At 73.2% G+C, this 22,787-nt stretch carries 18 protein-coding genes and 1 pseudogene; 6 read left to right on the top strand and 13 right to left on the bottom strand.

The window, feature by feature from the left end:
* Positions 1 to 133: 133 nt before the first annotated feature.
* The 13 genes and pseudogenes from rosag_RS14545 to thrS all read right to left on the bottom strand — a co-directional run bounded on the left by rosag_RS14545 (position 134) and on the right by thrS (position 15,662).
* Positions 134 to 1,660 (bottom strand): NAD(P)H-hydrate dehydratase, encoded by a 1,527-nt coding sequence (locus rosag_RS14545; protein ID WP_284350869.1) that lies wholly within the window; start codon positions 1,658 to 1,660, stop codon positions 134 to 136.
* A 115-nt stretch (positions 1,661 to 1,775) separates the two neighbouring features.
* Positions 1,776 to 1,967: a hypothetical protein gene (locus tag rosag_RS14540; RefSeq protein WP_284350868.1), complete on the bottom strand. Its 192-nt coding sequence runs from the start codon at positions 1,965 to 1,967 to the stop codon at positions 1,776 to 1,778.
* Between the two features lie 63 nt (positions 1,968 to 2,030).
* The gene (locus tag rosag_RS14535; protein ID WP_284350867.1) at positions 2,031 to 2,417 is read right to left on the bottom strand and encodes a Minf_1886 family protein; all 387 of its coding nucleotides are present in this window, start codon (positions 2,415 to 2,417) and stop codon (positions 2,031 to 2,033) included.
* A gap of 256 nt (positions 2,418 to 2,673) precedes the next feature.
* Positions 2,674 to 3,963: a serine hydroxymethyltransferase gene (locus rosag_RS14530; protein ID WP_284350866.1), complete on the bottom strand. Its 1,290-nt coding sequence runs from the start codon at positions 3,961 to 3,963 to the stop codon at positions 2,674 to 2,676.
* Positions 3,964 to 4,070: 107 nt separating this feature from the next.
* Positions 4,071 to 4,496 (bottom strand): annotated as a pseudogene (rpiB, locus tag rosag_RS14525) (ribose 5-phosphate isomerase B); the annotation flags it as partial.
* 7 nt (positions 4,497 to 4,503) lie between these two features.
* The gene (locus rosag_RS14520) at positions 4,504 to 5,553 is read right to left on the bottom strand and encodes a Glu/Leu/Phe/Val dehydrogenase dimerization domain-containing protein (protein ID WP_345784844.1); all 1,050 of its coding nucleotides are present in this window, start codon (positions 5,551 to 5,553) and stop codon (positions 4,504 to 4,506) included.
* Between the two features lie 110 nt (positions 5,554 to 5,663).
* Positions 5,664 to 6,824: an acyl-CoA dehydrogenase family protein gene (locus tag rosag_RS14515; protein ID WP_284351074.1), complete on the bottom strand. Its 1,161-nt coding sequence runs from the start codon at positions 6,822 to 6,824 to the stop codon at positions 5,664 to 5,666.
* Positions 6,825 to 6,826: 2 nt separating this feature from the next.
* Positions 6,827 to 7,693, bottom strand: a complete 867-nt coding sequence (locus rosag_RS14510) for a 3-hydroxybutyryl-CoA dehydrogenase (RefSeq protein WP_284350863.1) — start codon at positions 7,691 to 7,693, stop codon at positions 6,827 to 6,829.
* Position 7,694: 1 nt separating this feature from the next.
* Complete coding sequence (locus rosag_RS14505) at positions 7,695 to 8,570, bottom strand: CPBP family intramembrane glutamic endopeptidase (protein ID WP_284350862.1); 876 nt, start codon at positions 8,568 to 8,570, stop codon at positions 7,695 to 7,697.
* A 68-nt stretch (positions 8,571 to 8,638) separates the two neighbouring features.
* A complete protein-coding gene (locus rosag_RS14500) occupies positions 8,639 to 9,850 on the bottom strand; it encodes an acetyl-CoA C-acetyltransferase (RefSeq protein WP_284350861.1) in 1,212 nt (403 codons plus the stop codon).
* 77 nt (positions 9,851 to 9,927) lie between these two features.
* Positions 9,928 to 10,587: a YczE/YyaS/YitT family protein gene (locus rosag_RS14495; RefSeq protein ID WP_284350860.1), complete on the bottom strand. Its 660-nt coding sequence runs from the start codon at positions 10,585 to 10,587 to the stop codon at positions 9,928 to 9,930.
* A 96-nt stretch (positions 10,588 to 10,683) separates the two neighbouring features.
* Positions 10,684 to 13,455 (bottom strand): TonB-dependent receptor, encoded by a 2,772-nt coding sequence (locus rosag_RS14490; protein ID WP_284350859.1) that lies wholly within the window; start codon positions 13,453 to 13,455, stop codon positions 10,684 to 10,686.
* Positions 13,456 to 13,652: 197 nt separating this feature from the next.
* Positions 13,653 to 15,662, bottom strand: a complete 2,010-nt coding sequence (gene thrS / locus rosag_RS14485) for a threonine--tRNA ligase (protein ID WP_284350858.1) — start codon at positions 15,660 to 15,662, stop codon at positions 13,653 to 13,655.
* Positions 15,663 to 15,807: 145 nt separating this feature from the next.
* On the opposite strand from thrS, the gene rosag_RS14480 reads away from it, so the two are divergent.
* The 6 genes from rosag_RS14480 (at position 15,808) to purN (ending at position 22,777) form a co-directional block, all read left to right on the top strand.
* Positions 15,808 to 16,665, top strand: coding sequence for a BON domain-containing protein (locus rosag_RS14480; protein ID WP_284350857.1), 858 nt, complete (start codon positions 15,808 to 15,810; stop codon positions 16,663 to 16,665).
* 186 nt (positions 16,666 to 16,851) lie between these two features.
* A complete protein-coding gene (locus rosag_RS14475; protein ID WP_284350856.1) occupies positions 16,852 to 17,112 on the top strand; it encodes a hypothetical protein in 261 nt (86 codons plus the stop codon).
* Between the two features lie 77 nt (positions 17,113 to 17,189).
* Positions 17,190 to 20,009, top strand: coding sequence for a valine--tRNA ligase (locus tag rosag_RS14470; RefSeq protein WP_284350855.1), 2,820 nt, complete (start codon positions 17,190 to 17,192; stop codon positions 20,007 to 20,009).
* A gap of 8 nt (positions 20,010 to 20,017) precedes the next feature.
* Positions 20,018 to 21,427 carry an Ig-like domain-containing domain gene (locus tag rosag_RS14465; RefSeq protein ID WP_284350854.1) on the top strand — a complete coding sequence of 470 codons (1,410 nt, stop codon included), beginning with the start codon at positions 20,018 to 20,020 and terminating at the stop codon, positions 21,425 to 21,427.
* Between the two features lie 70 nt (positions 21,428 to 21,497).
* Positions 21,498 to 22,082: a D-glycero-alpha-D-manno-heptose-1,7-bisphosphate 7-phosphatase gene (locus tag rosag_RS14460; RefSeq protein ID WP_284350853.1), complete on the top strand. Its 585-nt coding sequence runs from the start codon at positions 21,498 to 21,500 to the stop codon at positions 22,080 to 22,082.
* Positions 22,079 to 22,777, top strand: coding sequence for a phosphoribosylglycinamide formyltransferase (gene purN / locus rosag_RS14455; RefSeq protein ID WP_284350852.1), 699 nt, complete (start codon positions 22,079 to 22,081; stop codon positions 22,775 to 22,777). The genes rosag_RS14460 and purN overlap by 4 nt, the downstream gene beginning before the upstream one ends.
* The last annotated feature ends 10 nt before the right edge of the window (positions 22,778 to 22,787 follow it).

The following is a 22,787-nucleotide window of genomic DNA, read 5'->3' as shown; positions in this document are numbered from 1 at the left end:
GAGACGCGACGCGCGCAGCGCCGTCGTGGCTCCGCCGCCCCGATTTCCGAGCCGGCGAAACCCTCGCACCCACCGTCCGCGCCGCGGTACGGAGCGCCTGCACGCCAGTCCGCCGGATGGCAAACGCGAAGCCTCAGCCGACGACGCGCGGCAGCTCCGCCAGCACCGGATACGCGGCTGGCGGCGCGGCGACGCGCGGCCACGCGTCGCCGAGCGCGTCGACCACCTCGTCGAGCGTGGCGCCCCGGGCGCCGCCGCGGCGCTCGGCGGCGATCGCTCCGGCGCGGTCGTGCACCCACGCGGCTTCGGCGGCGAGCGACGCGACCCGCTCTCCCGCGGCCTGGGCGAGCAGCGTGCTCGCGATCCCTCCCAGCACGTCGCCGCTGCCGCCCGTCGCCAGCGCCGGCGCGCCCGTGGGCACCACGAGCACGCCGCGCGCGTCGGCGACGACCGTCGGCGTCCCCTTGAGCAGCACCGTCGCGTCGAGCGTCGCCGCGATCTCGCGCGGCAGGTCGAAGCGACGCGAAAGCAGGTCGTCGAGCGGCGTGCCCGCGAGCCGCGCCAGCTCCAGCGGATGCGGCGTCACGAGTGCCGGCCGCCCACGCAGCAGCGCGCCGAGCGCGGCGAGGTCGCCCGCGAACGCGTTGAGCGCGTCGGCGTCGACGACGACGGGGCCGCGCCACGCCTGCAGCGTGCGCTCGCAGCGCGCGCGCGCGTCGTCGCCCGTGCCGAGTCCCGGGCCGAGCAGCACCGCGTCCGCCCAGTCGATCACGTGACGACGCAGCGCGCCGTCGTCGTCAGGCCATGCAGCCGCGAGCGCGGACGGGAGCGCGCCCTGCACCACCGGCACGCTCGCGGCGTCCACTACCAGCTTCACCAGCCCCGCGCCCGTGCGGAGCGTCGCGCGGCCCGCGAGCAGCGCCGCGCCGGCCATGCCCGCGCCGCCGCCGTACACCACGACCTTGCCGCGCGTCCCCTTGTGCGCCGACGCCGCGAAGGCGCGCGGCGCGGGCCGGCCCACGAGCGCGGGCGCGTCGCCCATCAGCGACGGATCGAGGCCGATGTCGAGCACCGCGATCGCACCCGCGCAGTCGCGCGCGACGAGCAGCCCGCGCTTGCAGCTGCCGAACGTCAGCGTGCAGTCCGCGCGCACGACGCCGCCCGGCATCGCGCCCGTCGTCGCGTCCAGCCCACTTGGCACGTCGAGCGCGACGACCGATGCGCCGAGCGTGCGCGCCTGCACGATGGCGCGGATGGCCTGCGCGGCCCAGCCGTGCGGCGCGCCGCTCGCGCCGACGCCCAGCACGCCGTCCACGACCACGCGCTCGGCGCCCGTCGGCGGGGCGCCCACGCCCGCGGCCAGCGCGCGTGCGCGCTCGAAGCGCGCGTCGTCGGTCTTGGGCTCGGCCGGCCCCCAGGCGGTGAGGCCGACGCGCACGCCGGCGCGCGCGAGCGCCGCGGCCACCACGTACGCGTCGCCGCCGTTGTTCCCGGGTCCCGCGTGCACCGCGACGCCGCGATCGAGCAGCGCGCCGAATCGCCGCACGATCTCCGACGCCGCCGCGGCACCGGCGCGCTGCATGAGCGCGCGCGACGGCGTGCCCGCATCGATCGCGGCGCGGTCGGCGGCGCTGGCCTCGTCCGCGCGCGTCACGCGCACCGCGGAAGTCGCAGCCGCATGCTCGGTCATGCGACGTGGACGCAAACGAAAGCGGCGGCCGGATGGGCCGCCGCTCGCGGGATGGGACGTCCAGGGCAGCGACGCCGCGCGCGGCTCACTTGTGCGAGGGCCCCACCGTGCGCCCGTAGCCGATCTCGCCGTTGTCGATGCGGATGTTGAAGCCGCACTCGGGATTGCTGCAGACCCACGCCTTGTACGTGATCGGCGCGCCGTCGCGGCCGTAGTCGCTGAGCGGGAGGAGCGTCCCCGCGCCACACTTGTGGCAGGTCGGTAGTTCGGTGGGCATCGGGGGATGCGGTGGTGGCGGAGCGCGGCGGCCACGCGGCGACCGGGCGGCGTCGCCGGTCGATCAGCCGAGCAGCGCGCAGTTCCAGGGATAGTCGCGCTCGAACGCCGTATCGAAGTCGAACACGCCGGCGAAGTCGTCGCGGGAGTCGTTGGGCTGGCTGATCAGCAGCCCTAGGTCGACGAGCGCGAACACGATGTCGCCGATGTCGTCCGTGGACCGGATCCCCCAGTGGTCCAGGACGAGGCGGGCGAGCACGCCGTAGCGCTCGAGGGCGAGGTCGCGGCACGCGCGCGCGAGCTCGGCGCCGGTGATGTGCCGCCGCTCGGTGAGCGTCTTCTGGCAGTGCTCCAGCGCCGACAGCACGAACAGGAACCCGCGCTCGTGAAAGCGGGGCTCGCGCAGTCGGATCTGGTCCATGATCCCGTCGCGGAACGCCAACTCGGACAACGTCAGATACTCCAGGTGCGACCTCGGTGAGCGAAACGCCCTGCCCGATCCTGCTCGACAACGCTCAATGGACGCGCGGCGGCGCGGCCTGCAACGCCGCGCCGCCGGTGCTGCAAACTGCCCCTCCGTCCCCCGCCCCGCAACCTCTGCACAGGGCACGAACGGGCGGCGCGACCCTTGCGGACCGCGCCCGGCCGCGGCGGGATCCCCGAAGGGACCCCGGCTCCGCGGCCGGCGCCACGGGCTCACGCCGGGCTCAGTGACTGACGCCCGCCGTCGCCGGATAGAGCGGGAAGCGGGCGGCCAGCTCGCGCACGTCGGACCGCACGGACTCCAGCACCGACGCGTCCTCGGGTGCCTGCAGCACGCGGTCGATCAGCTCCGCGATGCGCGCCATCTCGGCCTCGCCCATGCCGCGCGTCGTGACCGCCGGCGTGCCCACGCGGATGCCGCTGGTCACGAACGGCGACTGCGTCTCCTTCGGCACGGTGTTCTTGTTCACCGTGATCCCCGCCTTGTCGAGCGCCTGCTCCGCCACCTTGCCGGTCAGCCCGCGGTTGCGCAGGTCGAGCAGCATGAGGTGGTTGTCGGTGCCGCCCGAGACGACGTGGAACCCGCGCCGCACGAACGCCGCCGCCAGCGCCTGCGCGTTGGCGACCACGCGCTGGCAGTACGTCGCGAACTCGGGACGCAGCGCCTCGCCGAACGACACCGCCTTGGCGGCGATCACGTGCTCCAGCGGGCCGCCCTGCATGCCCGGGAACATCGCCTTGTCGATCGCCTTCGCGTGCTGCGCCTTGCAGAGGATGATGCCGCCGCGCGGGCCGCGCAGCGTCTTGTGCGTCGTCGACGTCACGACGTCGGCGAACGGCACGGGCGACGGATACGCGCCGACGGCCGCGAGCCCCGCGAAGTGCGCCATGTCGACCATGAAGATCGCGCCCACCTCGTCGGCCGCGTCGCGGAACTGCTGCCAGTCGATGGCCCGCGAGTACGCGCTGTAGCCGGCGATGATCATCTTCGGCTTGTGCTCGCGCGCCAGCGCGCGCATCTGCGCGTAGTCCAGCAGCCCGTCGTCGGTGACGCCGTACGACACGGCCCGGTACAGGATGCCCGAGAAGTTCACGGGCGAGCCGTGCGTCAGGTGGCCGCCGTTCGACAGGTCCATGCCGAGGAACGTGTCGCCCGGCTTGAGGAAGGCGAGGAACACCGCGGCGTTGGCCGACGCGCCGGAGTGCGGCTGCACGTTCGCGTGCTCGGCGCCGAACAGCTGCTTCACGCGGTCGATGGCCAGCTGCTCCACCTGGTCCACGACCTCGCAGCCGCCGTAGTAGCGCTTCCCGGGCAGCCCCTCGGCGTACTTGTTCGTGAGCGGGGAGCCCATCGCCTCGAGCACCGCCGGCGACACGAAGTTCTCGCTCGCGATCAGCTCCAGCCCCTCGTTCTGGCGCGCGATCTCCAGCTCGATCAGGCGCGCGATCTCAGGATCCGTCTCGGAGAGGGAGGCGCCCGGCGGGCAGCGGTCCCAGTCGGTCCAGTTCTTCACTCGAGCTCCTCGTGCGCGTGCCCGCCGGGGCCCTGCTCGCCCAGGCCGACGCGATGGTCGGGGTGGTGACGCGCGGCCTCCTCGGCCCGCGCCGCGTCCGTCGTCTCGATCTTCTCGATCCGGCGCTCGTGGCGCCCGCCGTCGAACGGCGTCGCCAGCCACGCGTCCAGAATCTGCTCCGCCTCCTCCTCCGAGAGGAAGCGCGCCGGCAGCACGAGCACGTTCGCGTCGTTGTGGCGGCGCGCCAGCTCGGCGATCTCCGGCGCCCATGCCACCGCCGCCCGCACGTGCGGGTGACGGTTGGCGGCGTACGACATCCCGAGCCCCGTGCCGCACATCAGGATGCCGCGCGCCGCCTGCCCGGTCGACACGCGGTCGGCCAGCGGGTGCGCGTAGTCGGCGTAGTCCGTGGAGGCGTCGCTCGACGGCCCGAGGTCGTCGACCGCGAAGCCGCGCCGCTCCAGCGCCGCGCGCAGCTTCTCCTTCAGCTCGAAGCCCGCGTGGTCGGCGGCGATCGGGATGGACTCCTTCATGGTGCCCTCAGCTCGCCTTGTTCGGCCACTGCGGCCACGTCTTCACCATGCTCCGCACGGCCGCGATGCGGCGCTCGGCCAGGCGGTCGGCGGCCTGGTACGTCGGGATGCCGTCCTGCTTCGCGATGTCGAAGACGTTCAGCACCGTGTGGTAGATCTCGTCCGCCTTGCGCAGCGAGCGCTCGCGGCTCCAACCGGCCAGCTCGCTGTAGACGTTGATCACGCCACCGGCGTTCGCGACGTAGTCCGGCGCATAGAGGATCCCCTTCGCCTCCAGCTCGTCGCCGTGCCGGTCCTCGAGCAGCTGGTTGTTCGCGGCGCCGGCCACGATCTCGACGCGCAGCTGCGGGATCGTGCGGTCATTGATCCCGCCGCCCAGCGCGCACGGCGCGTAGATGTCCGCCTGCTGGCCGACGATCTCGTCGGTCGCGACCGAGCGGGCGCCCGTCTCGTTCACCACGCGCTTCACGCGCTCGGCGTCGATGTCGGCGACGATCAGCTTCGCGCCCGCGCGGTGCAGCTCCTTCGCGAGGTGATAGCCGACGTTGCCGCAGCCCTGGATCGCGATCGTCTTCCCCTCCAGGCTGTCCGAGCCCCAGCGACGGAAGGCCGACGCCTGGATGGCACGGAAGACGCCGTGCGCGGTCACCGGCGACGGATCGCCCGACGCGCCCGCGAGGCCCGCGACGTAGTCCGTCTCCATGTGCACGAAGTCCATGTCGCCGGTGCTCGTGCCCACGTCCTCGGCCGTCACGTAGCGCCCGCCGAGCGAGTCGACGAAGCGGCCGTGCGCGCGGAAGATCATCTCGCGGTTCGGCGTCCGGTTATCGCCGATGATGACGCTCTTGCCGCCGCCGAGGTTGAGGCCGGCCACGGCGTTCTTGTACGTCATGCCGCGCGAGAGGCGCAGCGCGTCGACGATCGCCTCGGCGTCGGTCGCGTAGCTCCAGAAGCGCGTGCCGCCCAGCGCCGGGCCGAGCGTCGTATCGTGGATGGCGATGATGCCGCGGTAGCCGCTGGCCTTGTCGTGGCACACGACGACCTGCTCGTGGCCCATGCCGGCGATCGTGTCGAACAGCTGCAGGCTGCTGGAGTCGGCGAGGTCCGGCGCGTTGGTGCTGCGCGTCGGCGGGATGATGGCGGCGCTCGTCATGAGGCGGGAATCCTTCAGGCGTAGAGTTCGCGCGCGATCACCACGCGCTGGATCTCCGAGGTGCCCTCGTAGATCTCGGTGACCTTCGCGTCGCGCAGGTACTTCTCGACCGGGTAGTCGGTGACGTAGCCGTAGCCGCCGAAGATCTGGACCGCTTCGTCGGTGACGAACATCGCCGTCTCGCTCGCGAAGAGCTTGGAGATGGAGCTGAACTGCGTCACGCGCTCGCCGCGCTCCTTGGCGGCGGCGGTCGCGTGCAGGGTGGCGCGCGCCGCCGCGAGGCGGGTCGCCATGTCGGCCAGCTTGAACTGGATCGCCTGGAACTGGCGGATCGGCTGGCCGAACTGCTTGCGCTGGTCGGCGTAGTCGCGGGCGGCCTCCAGCGCCGCGCGCCCGATGCCGATGCTCTGCGCCGCGATGCCTAGCCGCCCGTGGTCGAGCGACTGCATCGCGTACGCGAAGCCCTGCCCTTCCTGCCCCAGCAGGTTCTCGGCCGGCACGCGCAGGTCCTCGAAGACGAGCTGCACGGTCGGCGACGCGCGCAGGCCCATCTTGTTCTCCTTCTTGCCGACCTTGAAGCCCGGCATGTCGGGCGTCACGACGAAGGCGGAGATCCCCTTCGAGCCGCGGCGCGCGTCGGCCGTGTCGGTGCGCGCCATCACGAGCACGACGAGCCGGTCGTACGTGCCCGACGTGATCCACGCCTTGGTGCCGTTGAGCACCCAGTGGTCCCCGTCGCGCACCGCCTGGCAGCGCAGCGACGCGGCGTCGCTCCCGCTGTCCGGCTCCGAGAGCGCGAACGCGCCCAGCAGCTCGCCGCGCGCCATCGGCTTCAGGTAGCGCTCCTTCTGCGCGTCGCTCCCCCAGTTGAGGAGCATCTGCGTCGGCAGCGAGTTGTGCACGCTCATCATCACCGCCGCCGAGGCGTCGGCGGCCGCGATCTCCTCCAGCGCCAGCAGGTACGACGAGGCGTCGAGGCCCAGGCCGTCGTACTCCTCCGGCAGCAGCATGCCGAGGAAGCCCAGCTCGCCCATCTGGCGCACGAGCGCGGGCTCGAAGTACTGGCGGCGGTCCCAGTCGGCCGCGAACGGCGCGATGTGCTCGCGCGCGAAGTCGCGCGCCAGGCGTTGGATCTCCCGCTGCGTCTCCGTCAGCGGCAACAGCGCGTCGAACATGTTCACGAAGCGTACGAATAGAACCCGCGACCGGACTTCCGGCCCAGCCACCCCGCCGCCACGTACTTCTTGAGCAGCGGGCACGGGCGGTACTTCGGGTCGCCGAGGCCCTGGTGCATGACCTCGAGGATCGCGACGCACGTGTCGAGGCCGATGAAGTCGGCCAGGGTCAGGGGCCCCATCGGGTGGTTCATGCCGAGCTTCATCACCGTGTCGATCGCCTCGGGCGTGCCGACGCCCTCCATGACGCAGTACACGGCCTCGTTGATCATCGGCATCAGGATCCGGTTGGCGACGAAGCCCGGGAAGTCGTTGACCTCGACCGGCGTCTTGCCGAGCGTGCGCGCCAGCTCCATCACCTTCGCGGTGGTCGCGTCGGAGGTCGCGAGGCCGCGGATCACCTCGACCAGCTGCATCACCGGCACCGGGTTCATGAAGTGCATCCCGATGACCTGCTCGGGGCGCTTGGTGCGCGCGGCGATCTCGGTGATCGCGATCGAGCTGGTGTTGCTGGCGAGGATGGCGTCGGGGCCCGCGAGCCGATCGAGGTCGCCGAACAGCTTGAACTTGAGGTCGACGTTCTCGGTCGCCGCCTCGACGACGAGCTCCGCGCCGTTCACGGCCGCGAGGTCCGTGTGCGTCGTCAGCCGGCCGAGCGTCGCGTCCTTGGCCGCGGCGTCGAGCGCGCCCTTCTTCACCTGCCGGTCGAGGTTCTTCTCGATCGTCTGCAGGCCGCGCTGCAGCGCCGCGTCGCTGACGTCGAGCATCGCGACGTCGAAGCCGCTCTGCGCGAAGACGTGCGCGATGCCGTTCCCCATCTGCCCCGCGCCGATGACCGCGATCGCGCGCCCGGTGGTGCCGTCCGCCATGCTAGAAGCTCCCGCGGCCGTCGGGCCGCGCGTCCAGTGAACCGTCGAGTGATCCGTGAAGGGTGGCGGGAGCCGCGCCGCGCCCACGCCGCCAGAGCCAGCCCAGCGCGAGCAGCATTCCCGCGGCCGCGGCCGCGCCGCCCTCGGGGCCCCACGCGCCGCCCGTGAGCCAGTCCGGTCCCGCGTCCACCACCTGATAGTCCGGCGTCGCGAGCGGCACGCCGCTCACCGCCGCGTGAAGCAACCCCGCCAGCGTCCAGTTCCACGCCAGGTGCGCCGCGAACGCCGCCCACAGGCTGCCGGTCGCCAGCAGCACGCTGCCCAGGAACACCCCCGCGAGCGCGACGATCGCCACCGAGCCGAGCGTGGCGTTCGGGTTCTGCAGGTGCAGCACGCCGAACACGCTGCTCGTGACCGCGAGCGCGACCGCCGGTCCGCCCGCCTCGCGCAGCACGAGGAACGGGTAGCCGCGCAGCAGCAGCTCCTCGAACAGCGCCGCGGGGGCGAGCATCGCGAGCATCGACGCCGCGCCGCCCCACCAGCTGCCGTCCGCGGTCGGCTCGGCGCGCAGCAGGCCGGCGCCGAGCATGAGCAGCGCGGGCACGCCGACCGCCAGCGCGCCGACCGCCGCGCCACCTGCGAGCGCGCGCGGCCGCAGCGCGTCGCGTCCCAGCCCGACGTCGCGCCAGCTGCGCTTCTCGATCCAGCGCAGCGCGACCACGTGCGCCAGCGCCGCGCCGGCGAGGCTGACCCACGAGTACACGATGAGGCGCGCGCCCGTCGTCGCGAACAGCGTCGCGGCCAGCGGCGACAGCACCGCGTCGGCGATCGCGCTGCCGGCGACGAACGCCAGCACGTAGCCCAGCAGCCGCCACACGGCGCCGGGCCGGCCGCCGTCGAACCCGACCCAGCGCGTCAGCGCCGACGACGATGGGCCGGTCGTGCTCAGCTGACCCGCTCCACGCTGAGCGCCACCGCGTCCCCGCCGCCGAGGCAGAGCGTCGCGAGGCCGGTCGCCTTGTCGCGGTCCTGCAGCGCGTGCAGGAGCGTCGTCAGCACGCGCGCGCCGCTGGCGCCGATCGGGTGGCCGAGCGCGATCGCGCCGCCGTTCACGTTCACGCGCTCGTCGGCCCACCCGAGGCCGCGGCCGGTCGCGAGCGCCTGCGACGCGAACGCCTCGTTGGCCTCGATCAGGTCGTAGTCGCCGATCGACGTGCCGGCCTTCTTCATCAGGTTCTGCACGGCCGTGATGGGCGCGAAGAACAGGTCCTGCGGATTCGTCGCGCCGGTCGCGTACGCCGTGATGCGGGCGAGGATCGGCAGCCCATGCGCGATCGCGTACGCCTCGCTCGTCACGACCAGTGCGGAGGCGCCGTCGTTCAGCGACGACGCGTTGCCCGCGGTGACCGTGAGATCCTCGGGCGCGGTGCCCTTGTCGGGAAACGCGGGGCGCAGCTTCGCGAGCGTGTCGGCCGTCGTGTCGGCGCGCGGGCCCTCGTCGCTGTCGACGACGGTCGGGCCCTTCTTGCCGGGGATGGTCACCGGCGCGATCTCGGCCGCGAACTTCCCGGCCTGCTGGGCCGCGATCGCCTTGGCGTGCGAGCCGGCCGCGAACTGGTCCTGCTCCTCGCGCGACACACCCGCCTTGCGCGCCGTGTACTCGGCGTGGCCGCCCATGTGGACGTCGCAGACGGCGCACCAGAGGCCGTCCTTGATCATCCCGTCGACGAGCTTCTGGTCGCCCAGCTTCACGCCGTTGCGCATGCCGTACATGTAGTACGGCGCGTTCGACATCGACTCCTGGCCGCCGGCGACGATCGCGTCGGCGTCGCCCGCCTTGATCGCCTGCGCCGCCAGCATCACCGCCTTGAGGCCCGAGCCGCACACCTTGTTGATGGTGAGCGCGGAGACGGTGGCCGGGATCCCGGCCTTCAGCAGCGCCTGCCGCGCCGGCGCCTGGCCGACGCCCCCCTGGATGACGTTCCCCAGGATGACCTCCTGGATCTGGTCGGCCGGGAGGCCGGCGCGCTCGAGGGCGGCACGAATGGCGACGGCGCCCAGCTCGGGCGCCGTGAGCGCGCTCAGCGACCCCAGGAACTTCCCGATCGGGGTGCGCGCGGCGCTGACGATGACGGGCTGGCGGGAGGTATCGGGCATCGGGAATCCGGGACGGTCGGCCAGGGAATGCCGGTCGGCGCACGGGGGCCTGCCCCGGCGCGCCCAGCCCGCGAAAGCTACCCGGCGCGCCGGACGGGTTCAACGGAGCGGACTGGGCGCTCCTCCCGCGCGAGCGGCGCCGGCAGCACGCCCCAGCGGCGCAGCCCCCACTGCATGCTCGGACCGATGAGCAGCGCGAACAGCAGCGTGCCGACGCCCAGCGTGCCACCGAGCGCCCACCCGACGCCCAGCACCGACAGCTCGATGAGCGCGCGGATGCGCCGCACCGGCCACCCGAGGCGCGCGGACAGCCCCATCGTCAGGCCGTCGCGCGGGCCCTTCCCCAGCCCGGCGGCGATGTAGACGCCCGTGGACCACCCGCAGAGCAGGATGCCGGAGAGGTGGTACGCGAGCCCCCAGGCCGGACCTGCGGCGGGCGGCACGAGCGGCAGCAGCAGGTCCGTGAACAGGCCGACGAGCACCATGTTCGCGATCGTCCCGGGGCCCGGTCGCAGCCCGAGCGGGAGCGAGAGGGCGACAATCAGCAGGCCGACCCCGATGCTCGCCGTGCCGATGCCGATGCCGAGCCGCAGGTGCAGCCCCTGATGGAAGGCGTCCCACGGGCCCACCCCGAGGCCGCTGCGCAGCATCAGCACCACGGACGCGCCCCAGCCGAACAGGCCGAGGACGAGCTGCGCCCAGCGGCGAGGGAGATCGGACGACGGACGGGCGGGCACGGCGGCGGGGCGCGGGGAGGCGGAACGGCGACGGGCGCCGCCACCCGAAGGTAGCGGCGCCCGTCGGCCGGCTGTACCACGGTCCGTCGGACGGCGTCAGAGCCCGATGGTCACGCGCCCGTAGACGTACCGGCCGTTGAAGCCGAACGGCGAGAACTGGTTGTAGGGGAAGATGCCGAAGTTCGCGTTCCCCGAGTTGGCCGCGGTGGAGTTGCGCCGGTCGCTGTTCTCGTCCGGGTACACGTCGAGGACGTTGTCCGCGCCGACCACGAGCGTCACGCGCGACAGGATCCGGAGCGAGGCGCTGACGTCGGTGATCCACTTGGCGCCGAACGTCTGGTCCGGTGCCGACGGCACGCCGGCGGCCGTCAGCGCGGTGCGCGTGGTGACCTCGCCGAAGCGCTGCGTGCGCGCCACGAGCCCGAAGTTGCGCAGGTCGTAGGTCCCCGACAGCAGGACGTTGGTGCGCGGCTGCCCCTCCTCGATGCGCGAGCGCTCCACACGGCCGAACAGCGCCTCCTGCTGGCTGCGCAGCGCCGGCGGCGTGCTGTCCACGCGCTGCACGACGGTGTAGTTGCGCGCGAAGCCGGCGGTGAAGCGCGCGAAGCCGGCGGCCTGGAGATTCAGCCCGTAGTTGGCGACGACGTCGAGGCCGCGCGTGCGCGTGTCGATCGCGTTGGTGAAGTAGCGGCCGCCCGTGGCGCCGAACGGCTGGAGCAGGGCGGCGACCGCGGCGCCGGTGAAGTTCTCCGACAGCACGATACGGTCGTCGATGTCGATCTGGTACGCGTCGACGGTGAGCGACAGGTTGCGCACCGGCTCCATCGCCAGGCCGGCGCTCAGGTTCACCGACTTCTCCGGCGTCAGGTCGGAGGCGCCCAGCACGCGCGCCTGCTGCGAGCTGACCGGGAACGTCTTGATCTCGAACGGCGTCAGGTTGCCGTTCACGTTCACGAAGTTGGTCGCGGTAGCGGAGTAGAACGACTGCTGCAGCGACGGCGCCCGGAACCCGGTGCTGGCGGCGCCGCGCAGCACGTAGCCCGGCGCCAGCGTGAAGCGCGACGACACCTTGCCGTTGGTGGTCGAGCCGAAGTCGCTGTAGTTCTCGAAGCGGCCCGCGACCGCGACCAGGAAGCGGTCGGTGACGTCGGTCTCGACGTCGGCGTAGACCGCGACGTTGTTGCGCGACTGGCTGGTGGCGTCGGTCGGGCGGAAGCCCGGGAAGACCTGCGCGCCCGGGGCCGCGCGCGTCGTCGTCGGCTGGCCGTTGGCGCCGATCACCCGCACGTCGCCGTCGCGGTACGAGTCCGGCTCACCCTCCTGGATCTCGTACCAGTCCATGCGGAACTCGGCGCCGGCGGCGGTGCGCACCGCCCGCACGGCCTGCGGCTGGAACTCGCGCGAGAAGTCGAGGTTCGTCGTCGACTGGCGGTCGATCAGCGTGCCGGCGTAGAACTCCGTCGGGCTCGCGTTCCCCATCGACGCGTTGTTGCTGTTCTCGATGTCGTAGCGGAACGAGTTGCCGCCGAAGACGGTGCTGAGCTCCGTCCGCCACCCACCGAACGTGGTGCGCGCGCCCGCGGTCGTGGAGACGTCCCAGATGCGCGACGTGATGAGGGGCAGGAAGCCGTTCGGGTAGAGCGAGCGCACCGTGCGGTCGTCCTGCGCGCGCCGGAAGAAGCCCGCCGCCTCGCCGTCGCGGCGGCTCACGCCGCCGAACGCGAACAGCTCCACGCCGTTCGCCAGCCCGTAGGCGCCGTTGAGGAAGCCCACGAGGTCCGTGGTCGCGGCGTCGCCCTGCCGGTGGTTGATCGGCCCCGTCAGGTTGGTGCGCGTCGTGTTGCTCGCCACCTCGGCGAACGACTGCGGGCGCGGATCGCCGAGGGTGCGGTTGGTGGCGTCGCGATCGCGGAACTCCACGCCGCCGTGCAGGAAGGCGTTCTGCGCGCGGTTCACGCCGCCGTTGAGCGACAGCTGCACCGTGCCGCCGTCGGTCGCCTTGCGGTCCGCGTTGAACTCGCGCGCGTAGGTCGTCTGCGTGCGGCCGGCGGTGGCGGAGAACTCGCCCACGCCGCTCGACTTGAGGATGATGTTGACGACGCCCGCGATCGCGTCCGAGCCGTACTGCGCCGCGGCCCCATCGCGCAGCACCTCGATCCGCTCGATCATGCTCGCCGGGATCGCGTTCAGGTCCACGGCCGCCTGCCCGCGCCCGATCGAGCTGTTGACGTTCACCAGCGCGCTGGTGTGCCGCCGCTTCCCGTTCACGAGCACCAGCACCTGGTCGGCGCCGAGGCCGCGCAGCGTCGCGGGACGCACGTGGTCCGTGCCGTCGGAGATCGTCGCCCGCGGGAAGTTCACGCTCGGCGCCAGCTGCTGGAGGATCTGCGCGGTCTCCACGCGGCCGGTGCTCCTGATCTCCGCCGCCGAGAGGACGTCCACGGGCACCGGCGACTCGATGACGGTGCGCGCCTCGGTGCGGCTGCCGGTCACGGCGACGGCCTCCAGCGTCGAGGCGGCGCGCTCGAGGCGGAAGTTGACCGTGGCGTTGCCACCGGCGGTGACGGTCACGCTGTCGCGCGCGACGGCGTAGCCGATCAGGCGGGCGCGCAGCTCGTAGCGCCCGGGGCGGAGGGCGAGCCGGTACGTGCCGTCGGAGCGCGTCGTCGCGCCGAGTAGGGTACCGGACACGGAGATGGTGGCGGCCTGGATGCCGCCGCCGTCCTCGCCGGTGACGCGGCCGCTCACCGCGCCGGTGGCGGGCTGCTGCGCGGGAAGCGCGGTGGCGCCGAGCAGCGCGGCCACGACCAGCCACGGTGCGTCGGCACGGGTTCGGAGCGGAGCTGCGGAGACCTGGGATCGGAGCATCGCGACCTCCTCGAGGGGATGGGGCTCGCCGAGCGGATGACTCCCGCTGCGCTAGCGTGCAGCCCGCGACGCGCGGCCGCAAGGCGAGCCCCACCGTTTCACGGGCGTTCGACACGCGATCCTTACGGCGCGAACGCGACGCGGGGCGGCCGCACCACCGTGCGACCGCCCCGCCTGCCGAACCCGCAACGCGTGAATCAGCTCGCCGACTTCGCCGCCGCCGCCTCGTCCGCGTCCGACACGGGCACCAGCGCGCGCGAGCGGATCTCGTCCGTGACCCGCGCGACGAACTGCTCCAGCGGCATCGCCTCCTGCTTCTCACGCCCGCGCGTGCGCACCGTGACCGTGCCCGCCTCGGCCTCGCGGCGCCCGAGCACGAGCATGTACGGCACCTTCATCGTCGCCGCCTCGCGGATGCGCACGCGGTAGTCCTCCGTGCTCGCGGCATCGTACACCACGCGCACGCCCGACTCCCGCAGCGTCGCCGCGACGCGCCCGGCGTACTCCGCGTAGTCCTCGGCGATCGGGATCACCGTCACCTGCTCGGGCGCCAGCCACACCGGGAACGCGCCCGCGAAGTGCTCGATGAGGATGGCGATGAAGCGCTCCATCGAGCCGCTGACGGCGCGGTGGATGACGACCGGCCGGTGCGGCGCGTTGTCGGCGCCGACGTACGTCAGGTCGAAGCGCTCCGGCGCCGCGTAGTCCAGCTGGATCGTGCCCAGCTGCCACGCGCGCCCGATCGAGTCGTGCACGTCGAAGTCGATCTTCGGCCCGTAGAACGCGCCGTCGCCCTCCTTCAGCTCGTACGGCTTGCCCGTCGCCTCCAGCGCGCCGCGCAGCGCCGACTCGGCGCGGTCCCACATCTCGTCGGAGCCGATGCGCTGCTCGGGGCGCGTCGCGAACTTGAGCGTCGCCGTCAGCCCGAACGTCTCGTAGTAGCCGAGGATGAAGTCCATCAGGAACTTCACCTCGTCGACGATCTGGTCCTCGCGCAGGTAGACGTGGCAGTCGTCCTGCGCGAACTGGCGCACGCGCGTGAGGCCCGACAGCGCGCCCGAGAGCTCGTTCCGGTGGAGCACGTCGAACGTCACGTAGCGCAGCGGCAGCTGGCGGTACGAGTGGCGCGTCGACGTGAAGTACAGGTGGTGCGAGGGGCAGTTCATCGGCTTGAGCGACATGTCGTGCTCGTTCGTCTCGTTGTCGAGGACGAGGAACATGTTCTCGCGGTACTTGCCCCAGTGGCCGGACTGCTCCCACAGCTTCTTCGTGAACAGCAGCGGCGTCTTGATCTCGAGGAAGCGCTCCTTCTGCCGCTCCTGCACGAAGTCGATGAGCGTGTTGTAGATCGTCGTCCCGCGCGGCGTCCAGAAGGCGGCGCCCGGCGCGACCGGGAAGAACTGGAACAGGTCCAGCGCCTTGCCGAGCACGCGGTGGTCGCGGCGCTTCGCCTCCTCGATGCGGTGGACGTGCGCCTCCAGCTCCTCCTTCTTGAAGAAGGCCGTCGCGTAGATGCGCTGCAGCATCTGCCGCTTGGAGTCGCCGCGCCAGTACGCGCCCGCCGTCGACATGAGCTTGAAGTGCTTCAGCCACGACGTGTCGGGCACGTGCGGGCCACGGCACAGGTCCACGAAGTCGCCGTCGCGGTACGTCGAGATGACCTCGTCGTCGGGGAGGTCCTGCAGGCGCTCGAGCTTGAGCGGATCGTCCCTGAAGACGACCTGCGCCTCGTCGCGCGAGACCTCGCGGCGCTCGAAGGCGAGCTTCTCCTGCACGACCTTGCGCATCTCCGCCTCGAAGGCCATCAGGTCCTCGGGCGTGAAGGGCGCGGCGACCTCGAAGTCGTAGTAGAAGCCGTCGTCGATGGCGGGGCCGAAGCCGATCTTGGCGTCGGGGCGCACGCGGCGCACCGCCGTCGCCAGCACGTGCGCGCCGGAGTGGCGCAGCACGGCGAGCGCCTCGGGGCTCTTGTCCGTGAGCACCTTGAACGCGCCGCCGCGGCGCAGCGGCGTGATCAGGTCCTGCACCTCGCCGTCCACCGAGACCGCGACCGCGGCCTTGAGCAGCCGCTCGCCGATGGACGCGACGACGTCGCGGGGCAGCGTGCCGGCGGGCACGGTGCGCGTCGCACCGTCGGGCAGCACGAGCGTGAGCGTCGGGGCGTCGGGCGACGGAGCGTCGGGGCGATCGAGGATCGAAGAGGACATCGAGGAGAGGCAGTGGCGACCCCGAGGGGTGGCCTTGTTCTTGCGCCCGCGCGGTCGCAGTGTAGCGTGGAATTCCGGCCGTGCGACGGGCCGGGAAACGCGTAAACTATTTGAGCATCTTCACCTCCGCCACACGGACCACCGCATGGCCACCATTCGCTACCGCGACCGCGAAAGCTCCACCTCCGGCGCCATCTTCGTCGCCGTCGGCGCGCTCGCGGGGCTCGCCGCCGGCGTGCTGCTCGCGCAGCGCTACGGCGGGCTGTCGGGCATCACGCAGAAGGTGCGCGACCGGTTCGGCGAGGCCGCGCTCGAGGACGAGGGCACGGAGCAGGAGCTCTCGGGCCGCCCGTCCGCGCACGACGTCCCCGAGTACGACGACGAGCCGCTCGGCGACGACGCCGACGAGGGCGAGGTGCTCGAGGAGCGCGTGCTCGAGGCCTTCCGCAACGATCCCGTGCTGAGCGAGCGCGCGATCGACATCGGCGCCATCGGCACCGGCATCATCGAGCTCACCGGCTGGGTGCACGCCGAGGACGAGACGCACCACGCGGTGACCGTCACGCGCGGCGTGCCCGGCGTCGACACGGTCGTCAACCGCCTCACGGTGCGCGACGACGAGGACCGCTTCGAGGAGCGCGGCCGCCGCTACGAGGCGGGCGACGAGGAGACGTCGCCGCGCTGGGAGGGGATGGGCATCGGCACCGGCCGCCCGCGCCAGGGCACCTCGGCCGAGGTCGACCGCCACGCCGACCCGAAGCCGGTGCTCGAGGAGCGCTGGCAGCGCGAGCAGCAGGCGCTGAAGGCCGCGGCCGACGACGTCGAGGGGCTGGCCGAGCGCCGCGCCTCGTCCACGGCCGACCTGGAGGGGGACCGCACGGGCGGCTCGCCGATCACCCCGACCGGCGTCCCGAAGGGCGACCACGTCGCCGACCCCGCCTCGGCCGACCCGGTGCTGCGCGAGCAGACGGGGCGGACGGACCGGAACATCCGCGCGGACTGAGGTCGGCCCAGGGGCCGTCCGAAATTCGGCGCTCCGCGCTCGGCGCTCGCCAAGTCGAACGGACTGGCCGAGCGCCGAGCGCGGAGCGCCGATCGTTTGTGGGATCCGCGTCCCCCGGCCCGAGCCTTGCCCCTGGGAACGGGGCCGGCCGCAGCGCCGGCGCTTTCCCCGGAGAGGAGGATACGGATGTCGGAACGCCACAAGCCGCACAACGGCCGTAGCACCAACGGCAACTTCAAGGTCAAGCAGACCGACGTGGACGACAAGCTCGCGGATCCGCAGGGCGCCGACTTCGTGCGCGACGACGTGCGCCTGGGTGGCGCGGTCGCCGACATCGGCCCGGACGCGGGGTACCGGGCGGACGACCTGCAGGCCAAGATCGACGCGAACCGCGACTGCGTGGACCGCTTCCGCAACCCGGACGCCGGCCCCACCAGCCACTCATAGACGGTCCCGCGCGCGGATCGCGCACGCGGCACCCCTCGCCCCTGCGGCTTCGGCCCGGGGGCGTTGTACTTTGGGGGATGGCCGACCACAGCTCCCCCGCCCCGCTCGACCTCCCCGCGACCTACGACGCCGCCGCCACCGAGCCCGCGATCTACGCGCGCTGGCAGGAGGCGGGCGTCTACACCGCGCAGCCCCGTCGCACCAACCGCCTGGACGGCGACCGCGACCCGTTCGTCGTGCTCATGCCGCCGCCCAACGTCACGGCGGTGCTGCACATGGGGCACGGCCTGAACAACACGGTGCAGGACGTCGTCACGCGCTGGCGCCGCATGGCCGGCGACGAGGCGCTCTGGCTCCCCGGCACCGACCACGCCGGCATCGCGACCCAGAACGTCGTCGAGAAGCTGATCGCGCGCGAGGAGGGCAAGACGCGCTATGACCTCGGGCGCGAGGCGTTCGTCGGCCGCACCGCGCAGTTCGTCGAGGAGACGGGCGGCGTCATCCTGCAGCAGCTGAAGGCGATCGGCGCGTCGTGCGACTGGTCGCGCACGCGCTACACGCTCTCGCCCGAGCTGAGCCTCGCCGTGCGCGAGGCGTTCGTGCGCCTCTACGAGCGCGGCCTGATCTACAAGGGCCACCGCGTCATCCACTGGTGCCCGCGCTGCATGACGTCGCTCTCCGACGAGGAGGCGGAGTTCCAGGAGTCGGCGGGCAGGCTGTATCACGTCAGCTACCCGCTCACCGACGACCCGACGCGCACCGTCACGGTGGCCACCACGCGCCCCGAGACGATGCTCGGCGACGTCGCGGTGGCGGTGCATCCCGAGGACGAGCGCTACCGCGACATCGTCGGCAAGACGGTGACGCTGCCGCTGGTGAACCGCCCGATCCCGGTCGTCGCGGACGAGTACACCGATCCCGCCTTCGGGACCGGCGTCGTGAAGATCACGCCCGCGCACGACGCGAACGACTTCGAGGTCGGCAGGCGCCATGCGCTGCCGATGCCGATCGTCATCGACGCGACGGGCACGATGAAGGAGGTCAGCGAGGCCGAGGGGCGCGTGCCGGCGGACATCGCGGGCCTCGACCGGTTCGCGGCGCGCGAGAAGGTGGTGGAGCAGCTGCGCGCGGCGGGGCGCCTGGTGAAGGTCGAGGCGCACCAGCACAACGTGCGGCACTGCTACCGCTGCGACACCGTCGTCGAGCCGCGCCTCTCGGACCAGTGGTTCGTGAAGATGGCGCCGCTGGCCGCGCCGGCGCTGGAGGCCGTGCGCTCGGGCGCGACGCGCATCCTCCCCGAGCGCTGGGAGGGCGTGTACGTCCACTGGCTGGAGAACATCCGCGACTGGAACATCTCGCGGCAGCTCTGGTGGGGCCACCGCATCCCGGTGTTCTACTGCGACGCGTGCAACTGGCACGACGCGCTGCGGCACGACGTCAGCGCGTGCCCGTCGTGCGGCAGCGCGAGCGTGCGCCAGGACGACGACGTGCTCGACACGTGGTTCTCGTCGTGGCTCTGGCCGGTCTCCACGCTCGGCTGGCCGAACGAGGACAGCGACGACCTGAAGGCGTTCTTCCCGTCCGACGTGCTCGTGACGGCCCCGGAGATCCTCTTCTTCTGGGTCGCGCGCATGATCATGGCCGGCTACGCGTTCAAGGATCGCACGTCGTTCCACACGGTCTACCTGCACGGCACGGTGCGCGACACGCAGCACCGCAAGATGTCCAAGTCGCTCGGCAACGGGATCGATCCCATCGAGGTCGTGCAGCGCTACGGCGCCGACGCGCTCCGCTGGACGGCGATCGCGGGCCTCGGCATGGGCGCGGACGTCATCCTCGACCACAACGACCTGGAGAAGTCGTTCGCGCCGGGCCGCAACTTCTGCACGAAGCTCTGGAACATCGGCCGCTTCCTGCTGCAGAACGTCGGCACCGAGGCGGTGACGCCGCTCGCCGACGTCGCGGCCGAGCGCCTCACGCGCGCGGACCGCTGGATCCTCGCGCGCCTGGACCAGGCGATCGCGGACTGCGACGCGGCGCTCGGCCCCGCGCGCCCGACGCCTGCAGGCGGCGTGTCGGCGCACGGCGAGTCGCAGTGGCGCGAGGGCGAGCACGCGGCGGGCCTGCGCCTGAACGAGTACGCCGAGGCGGCGCGCCGCTTCGTGTGGAACGAGCTGGCGGACTGGTACCTGGAGAGCACGAAGGGCCGGCTGGCCGGCGCGGGCGCGACGGAGGACGACCGCGAGGTCGCGCGCGCGGTGCTCGTGCACGCGCTCGACGGCGCGCTGCGCCTGCTGCATCCCGTGGTGCCGTTCATCACCGAGTCGCTCTGGCAGCGGCTGCCGGGCCGCGCGCAGGGCGAGTTCCTGACGGTCGCGAGCTGGCCGCAGGCGCGTGGCGCGGACGCATCGTCCAACGGCGCCGCGGAGTTCGAGCTCGTGCGCGAGGCGGTGAGCGCGCTGCGCGAGGTGCGCGCCGAGTACAACGTCGCGCCGGGCAAGCAGGTCGAGGCGATGCTCGTCGTGCGCGACGCGGCGACGCGCGCGCTGTTCGAGTCGGAGGCGGTGCTGGCGGGCCGGCTCACGCGCAGCACGCTCGCCGTGGCGGACGCGAAGCCCGCGGGCGCGGCGGCCACGAAGGTGCTCGGCGGCGGCACGGAGCTGGTCGTTCCACTCGGCGGGATCGTGGACCTCGACAAGGAGCGCGAGAAGCTGACGAAGGAGCTGGCGGAGCTCGACAAGCAGCTGGGCGCGCTGCGCGGCCGGCTGTCGAACGAGGGCTTCGTGTCGCGCGCGCCCGCCGCCGTGGTGGACGCCGAGCGGCAGAAGGAGGCCGACTGGTCGCGGCGCCGCGAGCAGCTGGCCGCGACGCTCGCCGCCATGGGCGGCGGCGCGTGACGCCGCGCGTGCAGCCATCGCGCGCGCGGCGCGCACTCCTCGGGCTCGTGACGCTGCTCCCCATCGTGGGCGCGGCGTGCGCGTCGCCCGGCGTGCCGCCGGGCGGGCCCGAGGACCGCTCGCCGCCGAAGCTCCTCCGCATCTCGCCGGACACCGGGGCGACCGGCACGCGGCCGAAGGAGGTCGTCTTCACCTTCGACGAGGTCGTGAGCGAGACGCCGCGCGGCGCCGGTGTGGGCGGCTCCGGCGGCGCGGGCACGGCGGGCGCCGGCGATCCGCTGGAGCCGCTGTTCATCGTCTCGCCGCGCGTCGGCTCGGTGGAGGTGGACTGGCGGCGCGAGCGCATCGCGATCCGCCCGCGGCGCGGCTTCCGCGACAGCACGACGTACACGATCACGATGCTGCCGGGGCTCGCGGACCTGCGCGACAACGTGCGCGACAGCGCGACGGTGGCCGTGTTCTCGACCGGGCCGGCGCGCGCGCGCAACCGCATCGGCGGCGTGGTGTTCGACTGGGTGAACGGCAAGCCCGCCGCGCGCGCCATCGTCGAGGCCATCGCGGCCGACAGCACGGTCTACTACACCATCGCCGACAGCGTCGGCCGCTTCACGATCACCAACCTTCCCATCGCGACCTTCCTCGTGAAGGGCGTGGTGGACGTGAACGCGAACCGCGCGGCCGACCCGCGCGAGGCGTTCGACACGGTGCGGGTGGCCTCGAACCTGGTGGCGCGCAACGATACCGCGGCCGCGGAGCTGTACGCCTTCGTGCGCGACACCATCGGCCCGCGCATCGTGACCGTGGCGCCGCGCGACAGCCTGTCGCTGCGCGTGACCTTCGACCGGCCGCTGCTCCCGTCGCAGCCGCTGCAGCTGGCGTCGTTCACGCTGCAGGCGGCCGACTCGAGCGTCGTGCCGATCACCGCGGTCAACACGTCGGCCGCCTTCGACTCCCTCGTCGCGCGGCGCGCGCGGGCGACCGCGGACTCGGCGGCGCGCGCACGGCCCGACACGGCCGCGCAGGCGCGGGCGCGGCGCGACAGCGTGGCGCGCGTCGACTCCATCGCCCGCGCGGCGCGCGACACGTCGGCGCGGCGCCGCATCCCGCCGCCGGTGATGCGCCAGCCCACGCCGACCACGGAGCTCGTGCTCACGCTGCAGGCGCCGCTGCGGCCGCAGGCCGCGTACCGCCTGACCGCGCGGCAGGTGCAGTCGCTCTCGGGCCGTCCACGCACGAGCGACCGCACGTTCAACACCCCAAAGGCGGAGCCCGCGCGTCCACCCGCGACGCCGGCCGACAGCGCGCGTCCGCCGGCGGCGGCCACGCCGCCGGCCGGCGCACCGCCCGTTCGCACGCCGCCTGCCGGCACGCCGCCGGCACCGCGCGACACTACGCGCCGACCTCCAACGCGCTCGTGAGCGCTCCGCGCCGCGCCCTGCCCGCCGCGCGACGCTTCCCCGCTCGCGGCTGAACGCCGACCCGCCCTCCGTGCGCGACGACACCGCTCCGCTGCGCCCCGCGGTCTTCCTGGACCGCGACGGCACCCTGATCGACGACGAGCACTACCTCGCCGATCCCGACCGCGTGCGCCTGCGCCCCGGCGCCGCGCGCGCGGTGCGCCGGCTGCGCGACGCCGGGCTGGCGATCGTCGTCGTCACGAACCAGTCGGGCATCGCGCGCGGGAAGTTCACCGAGGCCGAGTACGAGGCGGTGCGCGCGCGGCTCGACGAGCTGCTCGCCGCGCAGGGCGCGACGCTCGATGCGTCGTACCACTGCCCGCACCACCCCGACTTCGGCGAGGCGTGCAGCTGCCGCAAGCCGGGCATCGCGCTCTTCCAGCAGGCGGCGAGCGAGCACGCGCTCGACCTCGCGCGCTCGGCGTTCATCGGCGACAAGTACCGCGACGTCGCGCCGGCCGCGCGCTTCGGCGCGTACGGGGTGCTGGTGCCGTCGCCCGACACGCCGTACAACGACATGGAGCGCGCGCGCGACAGCTTCGCCGTCGCGACGACGCTCGAGGCGGCGGCCGAGCGCGTGCTGGCGCGCATGCGGGCGGCCGGCGGCGCGTCGTGAGGGCGCGCATCGCGGCGCTGGCGTCCGGCGGCGGCTCCAACCTCCAGGCGCTGCTCGACCACCTGGACGCGCTGGGCGACGCGCGCGCCGCGGACGTGGTGCTGGTCGCCGCCGACAAGCCGCAGGCCGGCGCGCTCGCACGCGCCAGCGCGCGCGGCATCGCGACGGCCGTGCTGCACGACCCGTCCGACGCCGACGCGCTGGACGCGCTGCTCCGCGCGCACGACGTGAGCCTGGTGGTGCTCGCGGGCTACCTGAAGCTCGTGCCGGCCGCGGTCACCGCGCGCTTCCACGGCCGCATGCTGAACGTGCATCCGGCGCTGCTGCCCGCGTTCGGCGGGCCGGGGATGTACGGGGCGCGCGTGCACCGCGCGGTGCTCGCCGCCGGCGCCCGCGTCTCCGGTCCCACCGTGCACTTCGTCGACGAGCACTACGATCGCGGTGCCATCGTGGCCCAGTGGCCGGTGCCCGTCTCCGCGCGCGACACGCCCGAGACGCTCGCCGCGCGCGTGCTGCGCGCCGAGCACGCGCTGCTGCCGCGCGTCGTGCAGGCCGTCGCCGCCGGCGCGGTCTCGCTCGACGCCGATGGCCGCGTCGCGGGCGCGTTCGCCTTCCCGCCCGACGTCCCTCCCTTCGCCCTGCCCGCCGCCTGGGCGCCCGCCGACGCGGGCCTCGACGCGGCGCTCACTTCCTGAGGCTTCTCGA

Origin of the sequence: Roseisolibacter agri (assembly GCF_030159095.1) — a bacterium.
In the GTDB taxonomy this organism is placed as follows: Bacteria; Gemmatimonadota; Gemmatimonadetes; order Gemmatimonadales; family Gemmatimonadaceae; genus Roseisolibacter; species Roseisolibacter agri.
The sequence above is the reverse complement of the archived record's forward strand: the minus strand, read 5'-3'. Positions and strand labels throughout refer to the sequence as shown.